The sequence below is a fragment of the Roseovarius sp. B-10 genome (genome assembly GCF_056859295.1).
Genome location: NZ_JBSXOE010000035.1, coordinates 23,958 through 39,031, shown reverse-complemented (window position 1 = coordinate 39,031; position 15,074 = coordinate 23,958). Strand labels below are relative to the sequence as shown.

15 protein-coding genes are annotated in these 15,074 nt (G+C 68.3%); 14 read left to right on the top strand and 1 reads right to left on the bottom strand.

The features are described from left to right. Positions 1 to 200: 200 nt before the first annotated feature. A complete protein-coding gene (gene ybgC, locus AC13D8_RS12255; RefSeq protein WP_482969076.1) occupies positions 201 to 614 on the top strand; it encodes a tol-pal system-associated acyl-CoA thioesterase in 414 nt (137 codons plus the stop codon). Here the strand turns inward: ybgC and AC13D8_RS12250 are convergent. Next, on the bottom strand, positions 587 to 1,297 hold the full coding sequence (locus tag AC13D8_RS12250) for a redoxin domain-containing protein (RefSeq protein WP_482969075.1): 711 nt from the start codon (positions 1,295 to 1,297) through the stop codon (positions 587 to 589). The genes ybgC and AC13D8_RS12250 overlap by 28 nt on opposite strands. A 272-nt stretch (positions 1,298 to 1,569) precedes the next feature. Here AC13D8_RS12250 and AC13D8_RS12245 point away from each other — a divergent pair, with 272 nt between their 5' ends. The 13 genes from AC13D8_RS12245 (at position 1,570) to AC13D8_RS12185 (ending at position 15,060) form a co-directional block, all read left to right on the top strand. Next, positions 1,570 to 2,289, top strand: coding sequence for a response regulator transcription factor (locus tag AC13D8_RS12245; protein WP_482969074.1), 720 nt, complete (start codon positions 1,570 to 1,572; stop codon positions 2,287 to 2,289). Between the two features lie 153 nt (positions 2,290 to 2,442). Next, complete coding sequence (gene tolQ, locus AC13D8_RS12240; RefSeq protein WP_129432607.1) at positions 2,443 to 3,138, top strand: protein TolQ; 696 nt, start codon at positions 2,443 to 2,445, stop codon at positions 3,136 to 3,138. 2 nt (positions 3,139 to 3,140) lie between these two features. Continuing rightward, positions 3,141 to 3,614, top strand: a complete 474-nt coding sequence (locus tag AC13D8_RS12235; RefSeq protein ID WP_104019544.1) for an ExbD/TolR family protein — start codon at positions 3,141 to 3,143, stop codon at positions 3,612 to 3,614. A 16-nt stretch (positions 3,615 to 3,630) separates the two neighbouring features. Beyond that, entirely contained in the window at positions 3,631 to 4,767 is a 1,137-nt protein-coding gene (locus AC13D8_RS12230; protein ID WP_482969073.1) for an energy transducer TonB, read from the top strand. Then, a complete protein-coding gene (gene tolB / locus AC13D8_RS12225; RefSeq protein ID WP_482969072.1) occupies positions 4,764 to 6,092 on the top strand; it encodes a Tol-Pal system beta propeller repeat protein TolB in 1,329 nt (442 codons plus the stop codon). The genes AC13D8_RS12230 and tolB overlap by 4 nt, the downstream gene beginning before the upstream one ends. 78 nt (positions 6,093 to 6,170) lie before the next feature. Beyond that, a complete protein-coding gene (pal, locus tag AC13D8_RS12220) occupies positions 6,171 to 6,674 on the top strand; it encodes a peptidoglycan-associated lipoprotein Pal (protein ID WP_482969071.1) in 504 nt (167 codons plus the stop codon). 10 nt (positions 6,675 to 6,684) lie between these two features. Further along, on the top strand, positions 6,685 to 7,521 hold the full coding sequence (gene ybgF, locus AC13D8_RS12215; RefSeq protein WP_482969070.1) for a tol-pal system protein YbgF: 837 nt from the start codon (positions 6,685 to 6,687) through the stop codon (positions 7,519 to 7,521). Next, positions 7,518 to 8,765 (top strand): tRNA lysidine(34) synthetase TilS, encoded by a 1,248-nt coding sequence (tilS, locus tag AC13D8_RS12210; RefSeq protein ID WP_482969069.1) that lies wholly within the window; start codon positions 7,518 to 7,520, stop codon positions 8,763 to 8,765. Before ybgF ends, tilS begins: the two co-directional genes overlap by 4 nt. A 158-nt stretch (positions 8,766 to 8,923) precedes the next feature. Then, complete coding sequence (ftsH, locus tag AC13D8_RS12205) at positions 8,924 to 10,852, top strand: ATP-dependent zinc metalloprotease FtsH (protein ID WP_482969068.1); 1,929 nt, start codon at positions 8,924 to 8,926, stop codon at positions 10,850 to 10,852. Beyond that, entirely contained in the window at positions 10,849 to 11,637 is a 789-nt protein-coding gene (locus tag AC13D8_RS12200) for a methyltransferase domain-containing protein (RefSeq protein ID WP_129432600.1), read from the top strand. Before ftsH ends, AC13D8_RS12200 begins: the two co-directional genes overlap by 4 nt. Before the next feature lie 63 nt (positions 11,638 to 11,700). Beyond that, a complete protein-coding gene (locus AC13D8_RS12195; protein WP_104019536.1) occupies positions 11,701 to 12,297 on the top strand; it encodes an MOSC domain-containing protein in 597 nt (198 codons plus the stop codon). A gap of 127 nt (positions 12,298 to 12,424) precedes the next feature. Continuing rightward, on the top strand, positions 12,425 to 14,101 hold the full coding sequence (locus AC13D8_RS12190) for a formate--tetrahydrofolate ligase (protein ID WP_482969067.1): 1,677 nt from the start codon (positions 12,425 to 12,427) through the stop codon (positions 14,099 to 14,101). A gap of 65 nt (positions 14,102 to 14,166) precedes the next feature. After that, on the top strand, positions 14,167 to 15,060 hold the full coding sequence (locus AC13D8_RS12185; RefSeq protein WP_482969066.1) for a bifunctional 5,10-methylenetetrahydrofolate dehydrogenase/5,10-methenyltetrahydrofolate cyclohydrolase: 894 nt from the start codon (positions 14,167 to 14,169) through the stop codon (positions 15,058 to 15,060). Positions 15,061 to 15,074 lie beyond the last annotated feature (14 nt).

Genomic DNA, 15,074 nt, shown 5'->3' with positions numbered 1-15,074 from the left:
CCATGCGTCGTTATAGGGGGCGTGCGGGCCGGGCGAAAGGGCTGTTTGCGGGCGGATCGGCGGGGGGTCGCCGGGGGTACGGGCCCGGGGCACCGCGTCGGGACCATCCCCGATGCATTCGGCACGAGGCGCTGTCTCATTCGGCTGGACCTGACCGGGTCGCGATCCTAGGCTGCGCCGCGCAACAAGAGAGGCAGGCCATGACCCATCGCTATGCTGTCCAGGTCCATTACGAGGATACCGACATGGGCGGCATCGTCTATCACGCCAATTTTCTGAAATTCATCGAGCGCGCCCGTAGCGCGTGGGTGCGCGATCTGGGGCTGGACCAGAATGCCATGCGCGAGGCGGGCACCGTGTTTGTCGTGCGGCGGGTGGAGGCGGATTTTCTCGCACCTGCGCGGCTTGACGACGCGCTCGGGATCGAGACGCGGACCCTGCGCGCGACGGGGGCCCGGCTGGAGATGGCGCAATCGGTATGGCGCGGCGAGGACCTGCTGTTTCGTGCGGTGGTGACGGTGGCCTGCCTGTCGCGGGCGGGCCGCCCGGTGCGCCTGCCCGCCGCCATCCTGGGTCAGCCGCAGGATCAGGTTGCGCCGGCCACGCGCAAATAGGGCAGAAGCAGCTCGGACGCGGTGCCGAACTGGCGGATCACTTCCTGCTCGGAGCGGTTGTCGGGGATGATGACCATGTCGCCGCCCTGCCAGTCCGCAGGCGTTGCCACGCCGGTCGTGGCGCGCATCTGCATCGCCCGGGCGACGCGCAGCAACTCCTCGAAGTTGCGCCCGAGGTATGTCGGGTATTCGAACAGCATGGCCACGTGCATTCCCGGGTCGATGAGAAAGCTCTTGCGGATGGGGCGGTTGGCGTCCTCCTTGTCATGCATCATGCCGAAGAGGCGCGACAGTTGCAGACCGGGGTCGTGGGCGCAGGGAAAATCGACCTCAAGCCCGAAAAGCCGCGCGATATCGCCGTGCCATGCGCACTGTTCACCGAGGCTCGACCCGCTGAGCGCGAGATGTTTGACATTCAATTCCTGCCACTCCTCGGAAAGCGCCGTGATCGACGCCATCTCGGTGGTGCAGACCGGGGTATTGGCCGCCGGGTGGCTGAACAGATGAATCCACGAACCTTCTGCCCATTCCCAGAAATTCAGGTCGCCTTCGGTCGTCTCGACGCTGAAATCGGGAAAGACATCGCCAATCTGCGGCAGCCAGCGCACGGTTTTGCGCAGGGCGGTGGGCAGCCTTATGATCTCATTCTTCGGTCCGCGTGGAGTGAAGAACTGGATACTCATTTTTCTACTCCTCTTCAGTCAGTGTCCTGGCTTGGCGGTTCGCGCAGCCTGTGGTTGTGCTTCATGCACCATTACAACAATGACTATCTTTCTTCGAAATTTGTCCGAAATGCGGCAGGGTTGTCTAAGGTTGTGCAAACGCACGCTTGCAGTTTATGAAATCATAGAGTTGAAATTATTGAAGAATACTATCCCGAAGGTTGACTGAAGCTGGAGTATATGTTAGTCTAATACCTATGATTAATAACACATTTTTCTGAAAGGAGCGATTCTTGGTCGATCTGACCGCCATGATTCTTGACGATGATCGTGCGCATACGACCATGGTGGCGGGCTGTCTGAGCAACGAGGGATTTCGGCTCGCACCATGTCACAAGGCGTTGAACATCCCCACAGCGGTAAAGCGCAAGGCGGTGGATATCTACCTAGTGGGCGACCGCGCGTTGGGGCGGGATGGCTTCGACGTGGTGCGCGATCTGCGCAATGACTCGACCGCCGGCATCCTGATGCTGCGCCAGAGCGCCGACGAGATCGACGCCAACCTCGCGCTCGAGATGGGGGCCGACGACTACATGGTGAAGCCGGTGCGCCCGCGAGAGTTGAGCGCGCGGGTGCGCACGATCCTGCGGCGCACCGTTGTCACGCCCCCGGACGCGCGCCGCGCGCGCCCGGGGCCCGGAGACTTCCTGCGGCAGGTGGACGATATCGAGATCTGCGACGTGCTGCGCCTCGTGAGAGTGGGCAAGCGTCCGGTCAAGCTCAGCCAGGGAGAGTTCGACGTTCTTATGGTGCTTGCCCGGCGGACCAACGAGGTGCTGTCGCGCGAGCGGATCATCACCGCGGCGCAGGGCGGCGACCGCACGATCAATGATCGTGCGGTGGACGGAATCATCAGCCGCCTGCGCCGCAAGCTGTTTGCCGACGCCGAGGCGGGCGCACGGCGCATCCGCACGGTGCAAGGGCGCGGCTACATGCTGATCGAGAGCGACTGAACGTCCGTTGCAAGCGAATATCCGCCGCAAGCGCGGTCCGTTACGTTCAATCGCGCGTGAGCGGGCGGATGCGCATGGCTTTCCCCTTGGAAATCGGGTAATTTGCCCTTGATAAGGCCGGGAAACGGCCATCCGAGGCATGAAGGCAGGCAAATGGAAGCGGAAACCCTCGCATTGGCGCAGGAGATGGATTTCTCCATGTGGGCGCTGTTCGCACGCGCCACGTTCATCGTGAAACTGGTGATGCTGATCCTGACCATCGCATCGTTCTGGGCGTGGTCGATCATCATTCAGAAGCTCATAACCTATCGCCGCGCGCGCCGCGAGGCCGGCGTGTTCGACCGTCGTTTCTGGTCTGGCGAACCGCTTGACGGCCTGTTTGACGAGATCGGGCCGGACCCCGCCGGGCAGTCCGAGCGCATATTCGCCGCCGGGATGACGGAATGGCGGCGCAGCCACCGCAACGATGGCGAATTGATCGCGGGCGCGGCCGCGCGGATCGACCGCTCCATGGACGTGGCCATCGCCAAGGAGGCCGACAACCTGCAGGGCGGGTTGCAGGTGCTGGCGACCGTGGGCTCCACCGCGCCGTTCATCGGGCTGTTTGGCACGGTGTGGGGGATCATGCACTCCTTCATGGCCATCGCGGCACAGCAGAACACAAGCCTTGTGGTGGTCGCACCCGGTATCGCCGAGGCGCTTCTGGCCACCGCGCTGGGGCTGTTGGCGGCGATCCCGGCGGTGATCTTTTACAACAAGCTGAGCGCCGATTCCGACCGGATCGTGGCGGGCTACGAGGCCTTTGCCGACGAGTTCGCGACCATCCTCAGCCGCCAGTTGGATAGCTGACGATGGGGGCGGGGGTCGTTCAGCACCGGGAGAGCGGCGGGCGGCGCAGGCGCGGACGCGGACGCACGCGACCGATGGCCGAGATCAACGTCACGCCGTTCGTGGACGTGATGCTGGTGCTGCTGATCATCTTCATGGTGGCCGCGCCGTTGCTGGTGGTGGGCGTGCCGGTGGAATTGCCGAAAACCGCCGCCAACGCGCTGCCGGGCGAGCAGGAGGAGCCGCTCACCGTGACGGTGGGCGCCGACGGGCGGGTGAGTATCCAGACCACCGACGTGCCGCGCGGTGAACTTTTGCCGCGGTTGCGCGCCATCGCCGCCGAGCGCGAGGGCACGCGGGTGTTCCTGCGCGCCGACGGCAATGCGCCCTACAGCGTGGTGATGGAGGTGATGGGGGCGCTCAACCGCGGCGGATTTGCCAATATCGGGCTGGTGACGGAGACCGGCGGCCCCGCGCTCGACGGGCGGGACGGCTAGGCCGGGGGTGCCGCGGGTGAACACCGGACAGATCATATCGGGAGCGGCCCACCTGGCGGTGATCGGGTGGGTCTTTCTCGGGGGCGTTCTCCAGTCCGATCCGCCGCAGGTGGAGGTGGTCGAGGCGGTGGCGGTGTCGTCCGAGGAATACGCCGCCATCATGGCCCGGCAGAGCGCGCCCGAGGCGGTGGCCAATGTCGACACGCCCGCGCCGCCCGCCGAGGGCGAGGCGGCGCCGGCGCTGTCGTCCGGAACCGATGCCGCCCCCGAGGTGAACCGGCCCGAGGTGAGCGATACGTCGCCCCCCGACGCGCGCCCCGAGGTGCCCGAGCGCCCCGCCCCGGCACCGACCGATGTGACCGACACGCCCCCCGCGCTGACCGCTCCGTCCGAGGACACCGCCGCGCTGGTGCCCGAGACATCGCTGCGTCCGCAGCCGCGCCCCGCGCCGCGCGTGGCCCCCGAGCCGGTGGCCCCGTCCGAGCCGGATGTGCGGGTGGATGACGTGGCCCGCCCCGAGGTGGCCCCAGAGGAGGGGGCCGACGCGGTCGAGGATCAGCAGGAGGCGACCGCCCCCGAGGAAGCCACGACCGAGATCGTCACCGAGGCCGAGCGCCCCGAGACCCCGGCGCCCACCGCCTCGGTCCGCCCGCGCGCGCGGCCCACGCGCCCGGCAGAGACGGAATCCGACACCGAGACAGCGACCGCCCCGCCAGAGCCGACCCCGCCAGAGCCGACCCCGCCCGACACGGACCGCGAGGCGGTGAGCGACGCGCTCGCCGCCGCGCTGGGGCAGGACAGCGCCCCGGCGGAGCGCCGCCCGTCCGGCCCGCCGCTTTCGGCCGGGGAAAAGGACGCGCTGCGCGTGGCCGTGCAACAATGCTGGAACGTGGGCAGCCTCAGTTCCGATGCGCTGGCCACCACGGTCGTCGTCGCCGTGAGCATGGCGGAGACCGGCAAGCCCGAGGTGTCCAGCATCCGCATGCTGAGCCATACCGGCGGCTCTGCCAGCGCCGCGCAGCAGGCCTACGAGGCCGCACGCCGCGCGATCATCCGCTGCGGTGCCGACGGCTTCGATCTGCCCCAGGAGAAATACGCGCAGTGGCGCGACATCGAAATGACATTCAACCCGGAGAAAATGAGGATCAAATGATACGTTCTTTCCTGACCCTCCTCGCGGCCCTGACGTTCTGGGCGATGCCAGCCACCGCCCAGGAGAATTCCGGCCCGCTCCGGCTCGAGATCACCGAGGGCGTCATCGAGCCGATGCCGTTTGCTGTGCCCGATCTCGTGGCCGAGAGTGCGCAGGCGCGCGATTTCGCCACCCGCATCGCGCGCGTCATTGCCGCCGACCTGAGCGGCACCGGCCTGTTTCGCGAGATCCCCGCCGAGGCGCATATCGGCCGCATCACCAGTTTCGACAGCCCGGTGCAGTTTGCCGACTGGCGCGCGATCAATGCGCAGGCGCTGGTCACCGGGGCGGTGAACCTCGACGGCGCCGGGCGGGTGGTGGTCAAGTTCCGCATCCACGACGTGTTTGCCGGGCAGGAGCTGGGCCGCGGCCAGCAGCTTGTGGGTGAGCCAGACGGCTGGCGGCGGATCGCGCACAAGGTGGCCGACCAGGTCTATTCCCGGATCACCGGCGAGGGCGGCTATTTCGACAGCCGCGTGGTGTTCGTGTCGGAAAGCGGCCCCAAGGGCGAGCGCGCCAAGCGGCTGGCGATCATGGATTACGATGGTGCGAACCTGCGTTACCTCACCGATGCCTCGACCATCGTGCTGGCGCCGCGCTTCTCGCCCACCGGCGACCGGGTGCTCTATACCAGCTACGAGACGGGGTTCCCGCGCATCTACCTGCTCGACGTGGCCGATGTGGGCCGCCGGGCGCTGCCCACCCTGGACGGCACGATGAGTTTCGCCCCGCGCTTTTCGCCCGACGGGCGCACGGTGCTCTATTCGCTGACGCAGGGCGGCAATACGGACCTCTACACGATGGACATCGCCAGCGGTGCCAGCGTGCGGCTGACCAACGCGCCCTCGATCGAGACCGCGCCCAGCTACAGCCCGGACGGCAGCCGCATCGTGTTCGAGAGCGACCGCTCGGGCAGCCCGCAACTCTACATCATGGAGGCGAGCGGCGGCGAGGCGCAGCGCGTCAGTTTTGGCCGCGGGCGCTATGGCACGCCGGTCTGGTCGCCGCGCGGCGATCTCGTCGCCTTTACCAAGCAGGCGGAGGGGCGTTTTCATATCGGCGTGATGCGCACCGATGGCAGCGAGGAGCGGCTTCTCACCGCGTCCTTCCTCGACGAGGGGCCGACATGGGCGCCCAATGGGCGCGTCATCATGTTCACCCGCGAGACGCGGGGAGAACAGGGCGAGGCGCGGCTCTACACGGTGGACATCACCGGCCGCAACCTGCGGCAGGTGCCCACGAATGGCGGCGCGAGCGACCCCTCTTGGGGGCCGCTGCAGGAGTGACCGGCGTGTGCGAGAGCGCGCGTTTTCTTGGGCTGCGGCCTGTGGTATGACACGTACAATGAAAAGGGAAAATGCAACATGACCTATCTGAGCAAGACGATCATCCTGGTGGCCGGACTGGCGCTCGCCGCCTGCACCAATCCCGACCGGTTCGCCGACGGCGACGGTTCCGGCGCGGGCGGTGCCGGGCTGTCGGGCGCAGCCTCGGACCCGACGTCGTCGGCCTATTTCCAGCAGGCCGTTGGCGACCGCGTGCTGTTCGCCGTGGACCAGTCCACGCTGTCGGCGCAGGCGCAGTCCACGCTTGACGCGCAGGCGCAATGGCTGATGACCAACAGCGATTACACCGCCGTCATCGAAGGCCATGCCGACGAGCAGGGCACGCGCGAATACAACCTCGCGCTGGGCGCGCGGCGGGCGAACTCGGTGCGCGATTACCTCGTCAGCCGCGGCGTGGCCGACAACCGGCTGCGCACCGTGAGCTATGGCAAGGAACGCCCGATCGAGATTTGCAGCGAAGAGGCGTGCTATGCCAAGAACCGGCGCGCGGTGACGGTGCTCGCCGCCGGGTCCGTAAGCTGAGGCCGGAGCCATGCGCGCAACGCTCAAGGCCATCGCGCTAACGCTGCTCCTCGCCCCCGCAGGGGTGGCGGCGCAAGACGCTGAAACGCTGGCCGACATCCGGCAGGAACTGACCGTGCTGTTCGTCGAGTTGCAGAAGCTCAAGCGCGAGCTGAGCACCACGGGCGGGGCCGCGCAGCCAGCGGGTGGCGGCCCGATGCTCGACCGCGTCAACGCGATAGAGGCCCAGGTGGAGCGGCTGACGGACAAGACCGAGGAGCTGGAATTCCGCATCGACCGGGTGGTGGCGGATGGCACCAACCGCGTGGGCGACCTGGAGTTTCGCCTGTGCGAGATGGAGCCGGGCTGTGACATCGCCGGGCTGGAGCCGGGCGACACGCTGGGCGGGGTGACGCCCTCGACGGGTGGCGTCACGAATCCCGGCGCGGGAGACGGCGGGGGCGAGACCGACGGCCCGCAGCTCGCCGTGGGCGAGCGCGATGATTTCGAGCGCGCGCAAGCGGCCTTCGAGGCCGGCGAGCACGCGCAGGCCGCCGAGCAACTCGCGACCTTCCTCGACGATTACCCCGGCAGCCCGCTGAGCGGGCAGGCGAGGTTGTTGCGAGGCCGGGCGCTCGAGGCGGACGGGCAGCAGAGTGCTGCGGCACGCGCCTTTCTCGACACGTTCAGCGCCGCGCCAGACGGCCCGGAGGCGGCGCAAGCGCTCTACCTGCTGGGCCGGGCGCTGGGGCGGCTGGGCCAGACCGAGGACGCCTGCGTGACGCTCGGGCAGGTCGCGCCACGCTATCCCGGTGCGGAAGCGGTGGCCGGGGCAGAGGCGGAGATGGCCCGGCTCGGCTGTTCGTGAGCGGCGAGGGCGCGGCGCTCGGGGGGGCGGTGCGCGCGCATTTCGGCGCGGCCCCGCCCGAGGTCTTGGGCGTGGCGGTATCGGGCGGCAGCGATTCGCTGGCGCTGTTGCACATCCTCGATGACTGGCGCGAAGAAGGCGGCCCCGCCCTGCGCGTGGCGACCGTCGATCATGGGCTGCGCCCCGAGGCAGGCGCCGAGGCCGCGCAGGTGGCGCGGGTTTGTGCCGGGTTGGGGATCGGCCACGATAGCCTGCGCTGGGACGGGCAGGGGGCGCGGGGCAACCTGCCCGATGCGGCGCGGCGCGCGCGCTACCGGCTGCTGGCGGGATGGGCGCGGCGGCAGGGGATCGCGGACGTGGCCATCGGCCACACCGCGGACGACGTGGCCGAGACCTTTCTCATGCGGCTGGCGCGGGGTGCGGGCGTGGACGGGCTGGCGGCGATGCGGGCGCGCTGGTGCGCGGAGGGTGTCACCTTTCATCGGCCCATGCTGATGCTCGGGCGCGATGACCTGCGCGACATGCTGCGGACGCGGGGGGTGGCGTGGGCAGACGATCCCACCAACGATGACCCGGCCTACGACCGCACCCGCGCGCGCGCGGCGCTGGCCACACTCGGGCCGCTCGGCCTCGATGCCGGGACGCTGGCGGCGGCGGCGGGGCGGCTGCGCGAGGCGCGCGTGGCGCTCGGCGTCTGCGCCCGCCGCGCGGCGCAGGAAATCGCGCGGGAGGAGGGCGGCGACCTTCTGTGGCGGCGCGACGGTTTCGATGCCCTCCCCGACGAGACGGCGCGGCGGCTGTTGCTGGGGGGGATCGCGTGGATGACCGGGCAGGACTATCCGCCGCGCGGTGCGGCGGGGGTGGCGTTCCTCGACGCCGCGCGCGCGGGGCGGCGCATGAATTTGCAGGGCTGCGTGCTGAGCGCCGGGCGCGATCATCTGCGGCTGGCGCGGGAATACCGCGCGGTGGCGGGGCTGCGCGCGCCCGCCGGGGCCGTGTGGGACGGGCGCTGGCGCGCCAAGGGTGGCCCCGGGCGGGCCACGGTGGCGGCACTGGGGCCGGTGGGCCTGCGCGCCTGCCCTGACTGGCGCGCGGGCGGGCTGCCGCACGGCTCGGCGCTGGCGAGTCCGGGGCTGTGGCGGGGCGACACCCTCGTTGCCGCGCCGCTGGCGGGGTGGCCCAATGGCTGGCGGCTGGACCTGCTGCGCGGGTTCGGGGATTATCTGGACAGGGTTTCTGGCTGAGGCATTTCGTGGCAAGCAGGTGCATATCCGCGACCGCGCGCCACGGGCAGCGACCGTTCGAAAGCCCATTCTTTCATTGAACCCCGGCGGCCAATATCTATTTAAGGTACTAACGCCCCGTGCTATGGGCACGATGACCTCATTTCGGGAGATCTCTATTGGGTAACGCGCGCAACATCGCCTTCTGGCTGATCCTGTTCCTGCTGATCCTGGCACTGTTCAACCTGTTCAGCGGATCGGGCAACACGCTGCAAAGCCAGGCGGTCCCCTACTCGGAATTCGTGACCGCGGTCGATAAGGGCTCGGTCAGCGAGGCCACGATCGACGGCGAGACGATCCGCTACCGCGGCACTGACGGTGCGCAATACACCACCATCCGCCCCGAGGATGCCGAGATCACGCAGCGGCTGATCGAGAACGGCGTTGCCGTCAAGGCCGAGAGCCAGGATCAATCGGGGTTCCAGTCCTTCCTGATCTCGCTCCTGCCGTTCCTGCTGCTGATCGGCGTGTGGATTTATTTCATGAACCGGATGCAGGGCGGCGGCAAGGGCGGCGCGATGGGCTTTGGCAAGTCCAAGGCAAAGATGCTGACCGAGAAGAGCGGGCGCGTCACCTTCGACGACGTGGCCGGGATCGACGAGGCCAAGGAAGAGCTCGAGGAGATCGTCGAGTTCCTGCGCAACCCGCAGAAATTCCGCCGCCTTGGCGGGCAGATCCCCAAGGGCGCGCTGCTGGTGGGCCCGCCGGGCACCGGCAAGACGCTGCTCGCACGCGCCATCGCGGGCGAGGCGGGGGTGCCGTTCTTTACCATCTCGGGTTCCGATTTTGTCGAGATGTTCGTGGGCGTGGGCGCCTCGCGCGTGCGCGACATGTTCGAGCAGGCCAAGAAGAACGCGCCCTGTATCGTCTTCATCGACGAGATCGACGCCGTGGGCCGCCACCGTGGCGCGGGCTATGGCGGCGGCAATGACGAGCGCGAGCAGACGCTGAACCAGCTTCTGGTGGAAATGGACGGGTTCGAGAGCAACGAGGGCGTGATCATCATCGCCGCCACCAACCGCAAGGACGTGCTGGACCCCGCGCTGCTGCGCCCCGGCCGTTTCGACCGGCAGGTGACGGTGCCCAACCCCGACATCAAGGGCCGTGAGAAGATCCTCGGCGTGCATGCCCGCAAGACGCCGCTGGGCCCGGATGTTGACCTGCGCCTGATCGCGCGCGGCACGCCCGGATTTTCCGGTGCGGACCTCGCCAACCTCGTCAACGAGGCGGCGCTGACCGCCGCGCGGGTAGGCCGCCGGTTTGTCACCATGGTCGATTTCGAGAATGCCAAGGACAAGGTGATGATGGGGGCCGAGCGCCGCTCGATGGTGCTGACCGACGACCAGAAGGAAAAGACCGCTTTTCACGAGGCCGGGCACGCGGTGGTGGGACTCACCTTGCCGAAATGCGACCCCGTGTACAAGGCGACGATCATCCCGCGCGGCGGCGCGCTGGGCATGGTTGTCAGCCTGCCCGAGATCGACCGGCTGAACTGGCACCGCTCGGAATGCGAGGAAAAGCTGGCGATGACGATGGCCGGCAAGGCGGCGGAAATCCTCAAGTACGGCGAGGACAACGTCTCGAACGGCCCGGCGGGCGACATTCAGCAGGCCAGTGGGCTCGCGCGCGCGATGGTGATGCGCTGGGGCATGTCCGACAAGGTCGGCAATGTCGATTACGAGCAGGCGCACGAGGGCTACATGGGCAACGCCGCTGGTGGCTTCTCGATCTCGGCGCATACCAAGGAGCTGATCGAGGACGAGGTCAAGCGCCTCATCGACGAGGCCTTTCAGCGCGCCAAGTCTATCCTCGAGGAGCGCCGCAAGGAATGGGAGCGGCTGGCCGAGGGACTGCTGGAATACGAAACGCTGACCGGCGACGAGATCCGCCGCGTGATGGCGGGCGATCCGCCGGAATCGGGCGGCGACGAGGGCAGCGCGCCGGTGACCGAGAAACCCTCTGTCATCGCCGTTCCCAAGACCAAGCCCAAATCCTCGCGCGGCGGTGAGGGCGGCGATGGCGGGCTGGAGCCCGAGCCCTCGACGTGAGCCGGGCCGCGCCCCAGCAGCAGGACTGGAATCCCGGGGCCTATGCACGGTTCCGGGATCAGCGTCTGCGCCCCGCGCTCGACCTGCTGAACGGGGTCGGACAGATGGGGGCGGGCGACGTGGTCGATCTTGGCTGTGGCAACGGGGTGATGGCCGAAGCGTTGCGCGCCCGCGCCCCCGGGCGCAGCCTGATCGGCGTGGATGCGAGCCCCGCCATGCTGGAAAAGGCGCGGGCGGCTGGCGGATACGACGCGATCCAGCAGGCCGACATCGCCGAGTGGCACCCGCGCCGCGCGCCGGGGATGATCTATTCCAACGCGGTGCTGCACTGGGTCGGCAACCACGAGGTGCTGATGCCCCGGCTGGCCGGGATGCTGGGCAAGGGCGGCACGCTCGCCGTGCAGATGCCGCACCAGAACAAGGCGCCCTCGCACCGGGTCTGGCTCAGCCTTGCCGAGGAGTTCCGCCCCGGCGGGACCGGCAAGATGGGCACCCCCGGCGTGATGGCGCCGGTGCGCTACGAGGAGTTGCTGGCCGGGCTGGGGCAGTTACGGCTGTGGGAGACCGATTACTACCAGCGCCTGACCGCCGAGCCGGGCAGCCACCCGGTGCGCCGCTATACCGAGAGCACCTATGCCCGCCCGGTGCTGGCGATGCTGGAGCCGGACGAGAAGGCCGAGATCATCCGCCGCTACGAGGAGGTGATGCACACCGCCTATCCGGTGCGCGCCGATGGCACGGTGCTGTTCCCGTTCCGGCGGCTGTTCTTTACCCTCACGGTCTGAGCGGGATGGCAAGCGGCCCTGCGGGGCGGATATTTCTGGCAAGATGAAGCGCGGAGGGCGGCCATGCCGGCATTGAAACCGACGGAGTTCACTGCGCGTGTGGTGTGGCTGGGCCGGGTGACGGATCGCGAGGCACGGCTGGAGGCAGAGCCGCTGGAAGCGGCCGATCTGACATTCGCCGGGATCGCGGGCGAGGCGCATGGCGGGCGCACGCGGCCCTCGTGCAGCCGGGTCGTGGCGCAGCATCCCCGGGACACCGAGATCGCCAACGTGCGGCAGCTGTCGGTGCTGTCGGCCGAGGAGATGGCGGCGATCGCGGCGGAGATGGGGGTGGAGGCGCTTGCGCCCGCCTGGCTGGGCGCGTCGCTGGTGATCGAGGGCATCCCCGATTTCACCCATGTGCCGCCCTCGTCGCGGCTTCAGGGGCCGTCGGGCGCGACCCTCGTGATCGACATGGAGAACCGGCCCTGCCAGCTGCCTGCCCGGGTGATCGAGCGGCACATGCCGGGGCTTGGCAAGGGCTTCAAGCCAGCATCGGAGGGCCGGCGGGGCGTCACCGCCTGGGTCGAGCGCGAAGGGCGAATCGCGCTGGGCGAGATGCTGCGACTGCACATCCCCGATCAGCCGGCATGGTCGGAACACGATTGTATGCGCAGCTGACGCGCGCCTGCGACAGCCCGCCGCAAGTGGGGCGGGATATGTCGGATTCGCCTCTCTCGTGCGTGGGCAAAGCCGTTATAGGCGGGGGTGACGCAACCCCCCACCCCGCCCAGGGAAAGGACCGGACATGAGCTATAAATCCGACATCGAGATCGCGCGCGAGGCCCAGAAGAAACCGATCCAGGAGATCGGTGCCAAGCTGGGCATCCCGTCCGATCACCTGCTGCCCTACGGCCATGACAAGGCCAAGGTAAGCCAGGATTTCATCGATTCGGTGCAGGGCAACAAGACCGGCAAGCTGGTGCTCGTGACCGCGATCAACCCCACCCCCGCGGGCGAGGGCAAGACCACCACCACCGTGGGGCTGGGCGACGGGCTGAACCGTCTTGGCAAGAAGGCCACGGTCTGCATCCGCGAGGCGAGCCTCGGCCCGAATTTCGGCATGAAGGGCGGCGCCGCGGGCGGCGGGCGCGCGCAGGTCGTGCCGATGGAGGACATGAACCTCCATTTCACCGGCGATTTCCACGCCATTACCAGCGCGCACAGCCTGCTGTCGGCGATGATCGACAACCACATCTACTGGGGCAACGAGCAGGATATCGACGTGCGCCGGGTGGTCTGGCGCCGGGTGGTGGACATGAACGACCGCGCGCTGCGGCAGATCAACGTGAGCCTCGGCGGCGTCGCCAACGGCTTTCCGCGCGAGGGCGGGTTCGACATCACCGTCGCGTCGGAGGTGATGGCGATCCTGTGCCTGTCGAAGAACCTCAAGGATCTCGAGGAGCGGCTCGGCGCGATGATCGTGGCCTATCGCCGCGACCGCACGCCGGTGTTCTGCCGCGACATCAAGGCCGAGGGCGCGATGACCGTGCTGCTGAAGGACGCGATGCAGCCCAACCTCGTGCAGACGCTGGAAAACAACCCCGCCTTCGTGCATGGCGGGCCGTTCGCCAACATCGCGCATGGCTGCAACTCGGTCATTGCCACCAACACCGCGCTGCGGCTGAGCGATTACGTGGTGACCGAAGCGGGCTTTGGCGCCGATCTGGGCGCCGAGAAGTTCATGAACATCAAGTGCCGCAAGGCCGGGCTCGCGCCCGATTGCGTGGTGCTGGTGGCGACCGTGCGCGCGATGAAGATGAATGGCGGCGTGGCCAAGGCCGATCTGGGTGCCGAGAATGTCGCGGCCGTCGAGGAGGGCTGCGCCAACCTCGGGCGGCACATCGGCAACCTCAAGTCCTTTGGCGTGCCGGTGGTCGTGGCGATCAACCATTTCGTCACCGATACCGATGCCGAGATCGCGGCGGTCAAGGCCTATGTCGAGACGCAGGGCAGCGAGGCGGTGCTCAGCCGCCACTGGGAGCACGGCGGCGAGGGTGCCGAGGGACTCGCGCAGAAGGTGATCGAGATCGCCGAGAGCGGCGCGTCGCAATTCGCCCCGCTTTACCGCGACGACCTGCCGCTGTTCGACAAGATCGAGCGCATCGCCAAGTCGATCTACCGAGCCGACGAAGTGCTGGCCGATGCCAAGATCCGCAACCAGTTGAAGGACTGGGAGGCGCAGGGCTATGGCAACCTGCCCGTTTGCATGGCCAAGACGCAGTACAGCTTTTCCACCGATCCCAACCTGCGCGGCGCGCCCACCGGGCATTCGGTGCCGGTCCGCGAGGTGCGGCTGTCGGCGGGGGCGGGGTTCGTCGTGGTGGTCTGCGGTGAGATCATGACCATGCCGGGCCTGCCCTCGCGCCCGGCGGCGGAGAACATCCGCCTCAACGACGCGGGCCAGATCGAAGGCTTGTTCTGATCCTCTCCGCGGGGCCCGTGTCGCGCAGGCGACCGGGCCCCGCGACACGTTGGCGGGAGAGCGACATGCGCGCACAGGTCATCGACGGCAAGGCCATCGCCACCCGGATGCGCGCGGACACCCGTGCGCAGGCGCAGGCGCTGGCCGAGACGGGCTGGATGCCGCGGCTGGTGTCGGTCAGCGTGGGCGACACCGCCGCCGCCGAAATCTACGTGCGCAACCAGGGCCGCGCGGCCGAGCAGGCGGGGGTGGAGTTCGAGACCCGCGCCTATCCCGAGGACATCTCGCTCGAGCAGTTGACCGGGGTGCTGACCGGGCTCAACGCCGACCCGCGCGTCAATGGCATCATCATCCAGCGTCCGCTGCCCGCGCATATCCCGGTCAAGGCGCTGCAAAAGGCGGTGCACCCGCTCAAGGACGTGGAGGGGATGCACCCCGCCTCGATCGGCAATATCGTCTACAACGATCTCGCGCTCGGGCCGTGCACCGCGGTGGCGGCGGTGGAAATCCTCAAGACGCTGCCGCTCGGCCTCGAGGGGCTGGACGTGACGGTGATCGGGCATTCCGAGATCGTCGGCAAGCCCATCGCCTTTCTGATGATGGGGCTGGGCGCGACGGTGACGGTGTGCCATCACATGACGCGCTCGGTGCCGATGCATTCGCGCGCCTCGGACGTGGTGTTCGTGGCAGTGGGCAAGCCTGGTCTGGTCACGGGCGAGATGCTCAAGCCCGGCGCGGCGCTCATTGACATCGGCATCAACCGGGTCGAGACGCCCGAGGGCGGCAAGACGGTGGGCGACGCCGATTTCGATAGCTGCGCCGAGGTGGCGGGCTGGATCACGCCGGTGCCGGGGGGCGTCGGGCCGGTGACGGTGTCGGTGCTGATGCAGAACGCGGTGCTGGCCACGCGGATGCAGATGGAGCATTACCGCGCCACCTATACCGGCGCGGCACAATAACGGAAAGGACACGG